Consider the following 6,687-nt stretch of genomic DNA (forward strand, 5'->3'; position numbering starts at 1 on the left):
TTTGTCGAATCTAGCATAAACGCCGAAACAATTAGAAATGGACAGCCGGCATCGTACTGGCTGCCCCTGTTCGCTGCCTTGTATGGAATGCCTGCATGTCGACCCTGACCGCGTCACCCGCCGCTGCAACCACTGCGCCCCAAATAAGCCCGCTGGTCATGCGCGTTCTCGGCGCCTGCGCCCTGGCGCACATGATCAATGACCTGATCCAGGCCGTGCTGCCGTCGATTTACCCGATGCTCAAAGCCAATTACGGGCTGAGCTTCACCCAGGTGGGCCTGATCACCCTCACCTTCCAACTGACCGCCTCCCTGCTGCAACCCTGGATCGGCTACCACACCGACCGCCATCCCAAACCCTGGCTGCTGCCGGCGGGCATGGTGTGCACCCTGATCGGCATTCTGATGCTGGCGTTTGTCGGCACGTTCCCGGCGATATTGCTGGCGGCGGCGCTGGTCGGCGTCGGCTCGTCGACCTTTCACCCGGAAACCTCCCGCGTGGCCCGTCTGGCCTCCGGCGGCCGCTACGGCCTGGCGCAATCGACCTTCCAGGTCGGCGGCAACACCGGCAGCGCTTTCGGCCCGTTGCTCGCCGCGGCGATCATCATTCCCTACGGCCAAAGCCACATCGCCTGGTTCGGGCTGTTCGCGGTGTTTGCGATTCTGGTGCTGTATGGCTTGAGCCGCTGGTACCGCCACCACCTCAACCTGTTCAAGCTCAAGCAAGGCGGTAAAGCCACACACGGCTTGTCCAAAGGCCGCGTGACGTTTGCCCTGGTGGTGCTGGCGCTGCTGGTGTTCTCCAAGTACTTCTACATGACCAGCCTGACCAGCTACTTCACCTTCTACCTGATCGAGAAGTTCCAGCTGTCGGTGGCCAGTTCGCAGATGTACCTGTTCCTGTTCCTTGGCGCGGTAGCGGTCGGCACCTTCGCCGGTGGCCCGATTGGCGACAAGATCGGCCGCAAGAAAGTCATCTGGTTCTCGATCCTCGGCGCCGCGCCCTTCACCCTGGCGCTGCCTTATGTCGACCTGTTCTGGACCGCCGTGCTCAGCGTGGTGATCGGCTTTATCATCGCCTCGGCCTTCTCCGCCATCGTGGTGTTCGCCCAGGAACTGGTGCCGGGCAATGTCGGGATGATCGCCGGGATCTTCTTCGGCCTGATGTTCGGTTTCAGCGGGATTGGCGCCGCATTGCTGGGCTTGCTCGCCGATAACCATGGCATCGAGTACGTCTACAAGATCTGCTCGTTTCTGCCACTGGCGGGCATCCTCACGATCTTGCTGCCCTCGACCAAAGGCGTCTGACCGGCCGATCATCGGCTGGCTGTGTGCCATTACCCAGAATGCTCTGAAAAACCTGCGTGTGCGCTTACAATCCCGATTTTTAAGCGCACACCCAGGCAGCCCGGCACGACATGACGCTAGACCCTCCTACGATTCTGACTCTGACCATCGCGTTGGCCGCCGCTGCCGCGTTGTACCTGGCCATTGAATGGCGCAGCGTGCGCGAATCTTCCCTGCTGTTCTGGGCTGCAGGTTTTGCGACCATCAGCGTCGGCTCTACCCTGGCGTTGCTACGCGGCAGTGGCCTGTTGATGATCGGCATCTGGTTCGCCAACGGCTTACTGGTGACCGCGCACTTTTTGTTCCTGCTCGGCGTGGCGCGTTTTACCCAGGCGCGCCTTTCACCGCTATGGCTATTGATGTTGCTGGTGTGGCTGGGAATGCTGATGCTGCCGGTCGAGCTGCCATGGTCCAAAGCCATGCTGGCGGTGCAGTCGCTGCTGGTGGCAGTGCCGACCCTGCGCGCCAGCTTTCTGCTGCGCCCGCACGGCAAATCACTCAGCATCGGCGCGGTGCAGTTGCGCTATGTGCTGCTGATCCATGGCACGTTTTATGTGGCCAAAGCGTTGTCGGTACTGATCCCAGGCACACTGATTGACCTGACCGCCTTCAAGGGCGAAATCATCCAGGTGTCCCTGGTGGAAGGTGCGATGGCGATCATGCTGATCGCGCTGTCGATGACCGGCTCCGAACGCTACCGCCGCGAGCAGCAGATTGCCCGCCTTGCAGCCCGCGACCCACTGACGGCACTGTTCAACCGGCGCGCCCTGGACTTGCAGGCACCGCGCCTGCTGGCCCAGGTCTCACGCGCCCAGCCGGGCGCTGTATTGTTGATCGACATCGACAATTTCAAGCTGGTCAACGACCTCTATGGGCATACCGCCGGTGACCGCTTGTTGGTCGCCCTGAGCGAAATGATTCGCGCCGTGGTGCCCCAGGGCGCGTTGGCGGCACGCCTGGGTGGCGATGAGTTTGTGATCCTGCTGAATCAGGCCTCGACTGCGCAGATCGTCGACCTCGGCAGCCGACTGCGCGAACAGTTCCAGCGACTCGCCGCGCAGAGCTTCAGTACGCCGGTACCGGTGACCTTGAGCATAGGCGCGGACCTGTTCGACCAGCCGCCGCTGAACTTATCGGCCCTGATCGAACAAAGTGACGCCACACTCTACGAAACCAAGCGCGGCGGGCGGGACAGCATGCGGCTGGTGGACCGCACCGGCGCTTTCGGCGAGAGGTCGTAATGCACCGCCACACTGCGCCGACCACGCCTTATCAGCTGATCGCCAAAGACAATGACCAGGCGCAGCTAAACCCTTGAGCCCTTGCCTATGGCAGGTTGTTTGTGTGGCAAGCCTGCTCGCCACCCTAAGCTCGCTCATCCCAACCTCAAGACCACCTGGGCAGCGAGCCCGAAGAGGCAGGCAACACCCACTGCATAGGCCAGCGTGCGCCAGGGCTGCAGCCCTGCCAGATACGTCACCGTGTGCGCCAATCGGGCCAGGGTAAACAGGCCAAATAGCCAGCCCGTGACACCCGGGGAACTGCCCAGCGCCACGCACAATCCACCCAACACAAAAAACAGCGGGATGTTTTCCAGGTCATTGGCCCATGCCCGTTGCGCCCTGGCGACTTGCGACAATTCCCGGGGCTGCACCCTGCGCCCGAAGAACGCCGCATCTTCACGATGAGTGAACGCCCGCCGCCGAATCCGCCAAAAACCCTGGTAGCAGGAAATTGCAAACATCTTCAGGCACAACACCAGCACGCAGCCTGCGTAGATAGCCAGCAGGTCATTCATCGCGGGCCCCATTAACGACGATATAAAGCAACGGCCCCACCGAAACAAAGACTGCCGTCAGCGCGAAATACGGCAGCACAGACACCACTGACCGCCCGCGCCCACGCGCATCCCGATACATCCATATACACGCCAGCACTGCCATCAGGTACAGGTCGATCACCACCTGCGCGGTGTCCGGCCGCGACATCAATTGCCGTCCGAAGGCCAGCAGTGATTGCTCGGCGGTGAGCATCGTCGCCAGCGTATAGAGTGAAAATCCAACTAACCCAACCAGGGCAATAGAGGGTCTGTGCATGGTCTCGTCCTTGAAGTGAATGAAGCGCACGATAGTGATAAGGTCTTGGCCCTCGCAATGACCTCACAGGTTATGAACCCGCCATGGACACCACTGCCGGCGAACAGCTGCGCCAACTGCGTCGCCACGCCAAGCTGAGCCAACTGGACCTGGCCTTGATCACCGGGGTTTCGCAACGCCACCTCAGTTACCTCGAAACCGGCCGCGCCAAGCCGAGCCCGGGCACGCTGCACAATTTATTGACCGCGCTGGATGTGCCGCTTGAGCAGTGCAATCGCGTGTTCCTCGCCGCCGGTTACGCGCCGCGCTACACCGCCACCCCACTCGCCTCACCGGCCATGGCCGCGATTCGCGAAGCCGTCAGCCATGTGTTGCACGCCAATAACCCGGCCCCGGCGATTCTGCTGGGCAGCGAGTGGCAAGTGCTGGCGGCGAATGCCAGTACCGGCGTTCTGTTTGAACGGGTGGGGCTTGAACCGGATGCGGCAGACGGGCTGAACCTGCTGACCACGCTGCTGCAAACCGGCGGCTTGGGCGACCACCTGATCAACGCCGAAGAGATCCGCACGCTTGCCTGGCAACGCGCCAGTCGTGAGGCGCTGGGCAATCCTGAATTGGCGCGGTTATTAGCGAGTCTGCCGACGCCCGCCAACACCGAACCGCCCGAACACATGCCGCCATTGGTGCTGACGCGTATCCGCTCACCCGACGGCGAGCTGAACTTTCTGTCGACCTTCACCACCTTCGGCATGCCTCAGGACATCACCCTCACCTCGCTGCGTATCGAGCACCTGATTCCGGCTGACGAGCCCACGTGGCAAGTGATGCGCGCCGCCTACGCGGACTATACGGCGCTGGTTTTGTGAAATATCTGTCCGTAGACTGCCGCCATACCTCCCACTTGAAGGCGGCGAAAAAAACGTGATGCAAGTTACCGAAGTCTCCATTGCCCAATTGCGCGCGGCGCTTGAAGCCGGCCAGACCACTGCCGTTGAACTGGTAAACGCCTACCTGGCGCGGATTGATGCCTATGACGGCCCGCAGACCACCACCGCGTTGAACGCCGTCGTCGTGCGCAACCCCGAGGCCCTTAAAGAAGCCGAGGCGTCCGACGCACGCCGGGCGCAGGGCAAAACCCTGGGGCCATTGGACGGCATTCCCTACACCGCCAAAGACAGCTACCTGGTCAAGGGCCTGACGGCCGCATCCGGCAGCCCGGCGTTTGCCAAGCTGGTTGCACAGCGCGACGCCTTCACCATCGAACGCCTGCGTGCGGGCGGCGCCATCTGCCTGGGCAAGACCAATATGCCGCCGATGGCCAATGGTGGAATGCAACGTGGGGTCTATGGGCGCGCCGAAAGCCCGTATAACGCCGACTACCTCACCGCGCCATTCGCTTCCGGCTCGTCCAACGGCGCCGGCACCGCCACGGCGGCCAGCTTCGCGGCATTCGGCGTGGCGGAAGAAACCTGGTCAAGCGGGCGTGGCCCGGCGTCCAACAATGGCCTGTGCGCCTACACCCCTTCTCGTGGGGTGATTTCGGTGCGCGGCAACTGGCCGTTGACCCCGACCATGGACGTCGTGGTGCCGTATGCGCGCACCATGGCCGACCTGCTGGAAGTGCTCGACGTGGTGGTCGCCGAAGACCCCGACACCCGTGGCGACCTGTGGCGCCTGCAACCCTGGGTGCCGATCCCGAGCGTGGCCTCGGTGCGCCCGGCGTCATACGCCGAACTGGCCGTCAATAGCGAGGCCCTGGCCGGTAAACGTTTCGGTGTGCCGCGCATGTACATCAACGCTGACCCCGAGGCCGGCACCAGCGAAAAACCCGGAATCGGCGGGCCGACCGGGCAAAAGATCAACACCCGGGACAGCGTCATCGACCTGTGGCATGCCGCACGCCAGGCACTGGAAGCCGCCGGTGCCGAAGTCATCGAGGTGGACTTCCCGCTGGTGTCCAATTGCGAAGGCGACCGCCCCGGCGCGCCGACGGTGTTTACCCGCGGCCTGGTGTCCAAGGCATTCCTGCACGATGAATTGTGGGAACTGTCGGCCTGGGCCTTCGATGACTTCCTGCGCGCCAACGGCGACCCCGCGCTGAACCGCCTGGCGGACGTCGATGGGCCGCAGATCTTCCCCCATGACCCGGGCACCTTGCCCAACCGTGAAGATGACCTGGCCGCCGGCATGGACGAATACGTGCGCATGGCCGAACGCGGCATTACGCCATGGAACGAGATCAGCACCGTGCCGGATGGCCTGCGTGGCCTGGAGCAGACCCGGCGCCTGGACCTGGAAGACTGGATGGACAACCTGGGCCTCGACGCCGTGCTGTTCCCGACCGTGGCCGATGTGGGCCCGGCCGACGCCGACGTGAATGAAGCCAGTGCCGACATCGCCTGGAGCAATGGCGTCTGGGTCGCCAACGGCAACCTCGCCATCCGCCACCTGGGCGTGCCCACCGTCACCGTACCGATGGGCGTGATGGCCGATATCGGCATGCCGGTCGGCCTGACCTTTGCCGGGCGGGCATACGATGACTCGGCGCTGCTGAGCTTTGCCAGCGCGTATGAAGCCACCGGCAGCAAACGCCTGATTCCGCCGCGCACACCGCCGCTGTAGAAATTGTGGGGGCTGGCTGTGTTTCAGATCAAGCCATGTAGCGCCGCAACGGCCTGAACGCGATCAACCTGGAGGAGCGGGCTTGCTCGCGAAAGCGGAGTGTCAGGCGATGCATCAGGTGACTGGCAGACTGTCTTCGCGAGCAAGCCCGCTCCCACATTTTGACTGTATTTCAAGTCGAGCTCGGTGGGAGCTGTGTTTTAGATCAGGGCATGTAGCGCCGCAACGGCCTGAACGCGATCAACCTGGGGGAGCGGGCTTGCTCGCGAAAGCGAAGTGTCAGGTGATGCATCAGGTGACTGGCACACCGTCTTCGCGAGCAAGCCCGCTCCCACACTTTGACTGTATTTCAAGTCGAGTTCGGTGGGAGCTGTGTTTTAGATCAGGGCATGCAGTGCCACTACGGCCTGAACGCGATCAACCTGTGGGAGCGGGCTTGCTCGCGAAAGCGGAGTGTCAGGTGATGCATCAGGTGACTGGCAGACCGTCTTCGCGAGCAAGCCTGCTCCCACATTTTGACTGTATTTCAAGTCGAGCTCGGTGGGAGCTGTGTTTTAGATCAGGGCATGCAGCGCCGCAACGGCCTGAACGCGATCAACCTGGGGGAGCGGGCTTGCTCGCGA

General features: G+C 62.7%; 6 protein-coding genes. 4 read left to right on the top strand and 2 right to left on the bottom strand.

The features are described from left to right. Positions 1–95: 95 nt before the first annotated feature. Positions 96–1,307 carry an MFS transporter gene (locus tag A7D21_RS30700; protein WP_053255828.1) on the top strand — a complete coding sequence of 404 codons (1,212 nt, stop codon included), beginning with the start codon at positions 96–98 and terminating at the stop codon, positions 1,305–1,307. A gap of 110 nt (positions 1,308–1,417) precedes the next feature. Next, positions 1,418–2,587: a GGDEF domain-containing protein gene (locus A7D21_RS30705; protein WP_053255827.1), complete on the top strand. Its 1,170-nt coding sequence runs from the start codon at positions 1,418–1,420 to the stop codon at positions 2,585–2,587. A 134-nt stretch (positions 2,588–2,721) separates the two neighbouring features. Here the strand turns inward: A7D21_RS30705 and A7D21_RS30710 are convergent, their stop codons facing one another. Further along, the gene (locus tag A7D21_RS30710) at positions 2,722–3,144 is read right to left on the bottom strand and encodes an MAPEG family protein (protein ID WP_053255826.1); all 423 of its coding nucleotides are present in this window, start codon (positions 3,142–3,144) and stop codon (positions 2,722–2,724) included. Continuing rightward, positions 3,137–3,442, bottom strand: a complete 306-nt coding sequence (locus A7D21_RS30715) for a DUF2834 domain-containing protein (protein WP_053255825.1) — start codon at positions 3,440–3,442, stop codon at positions 3,137–3,139. Before A7D21_RS30715 ends, A7D21_RS30710 begins: the two co-directional genes overlap by 8 nt. Before the next feature lie 83 nt (positions 3,443–3,525). Here A7D21_RS30715 and A7D21_RS30720 point away from each other — a divergent pair, with 83 nt between their 5' ends. Then, positions 3,526–4,308: a helix-turn-helix domain-containing protein gene (locus A7D21_RS30720; protein ID WP_069553495.1), complete on the top strand. Its 783-nt coding sequence runs from the start codon at positions 3,526–3,528 to the stop codon at positions 4,306–4,308. Positions 4,309–4,363: 55 nt separating this feature from the next. Further along, a complete protein-coding gene (locus tag A7D21_RS30725) occupies positions 4,364–6,064 on the top strand; it encodes an amidase (protein ID WP_069553496.1) in 1,701 nt (566 codons plus the stop codon). Positions 6,065–6,687: the final 623 nt, after the last annotated feature.

Source organism: Pseudomonas sp. AP19 (assembly GCF_001728855.1).
Taxonomy (GTDB): domain Bacteria; phylum Pseudomonadota; class Gammaproteobacteria; order Pseudomonadales; family Pseudomonadaceae; genus Aquipseudomonas; species Aquipseudomonas fluorescens.

What these genes read in the sequence shown, in the direction of transcription:
- A7D21_RS30700 (WP_053255828.1), top strand. Translation starts at nt 96, where the DNA reads ATGTCGACCCTGACCGCGTCACCCGCCGCTGCAACCACTGCGCCCCAA.
- A7D21_RS30705 (WP_053255827.1), top strand. Translation starts at nt 1,418, where the DNA reads ATGACGCTAGACCCTCCTACGATTCTGACTCTGACCATCGCGTTGGCC.
- A7D21_RS30710 (WP_053255826.1), bottom strand. Translation starts at nt 3,144, where the DNA reads ATGAATGACCTGCTGGCTATCTACGCAGGCTGCGTGCTGGTGTTGTGC.
- A7D21_RS30715 (WP_053255825.1), bottom strand. Translation starts at nt 3,442, where the DNA reads ATGCACAGACCCTCTATTGCCCTGGTTGGGTTAGTTGGATTTTCACTC.
- A7D21_RS30720 (WP_069553495.1), top strand. Translation starts at nt 3,526, where the DNA reads ATGGACACCACTGCCGGCGAACAGCTGCGCCAACTGCGTCGCCACGCC.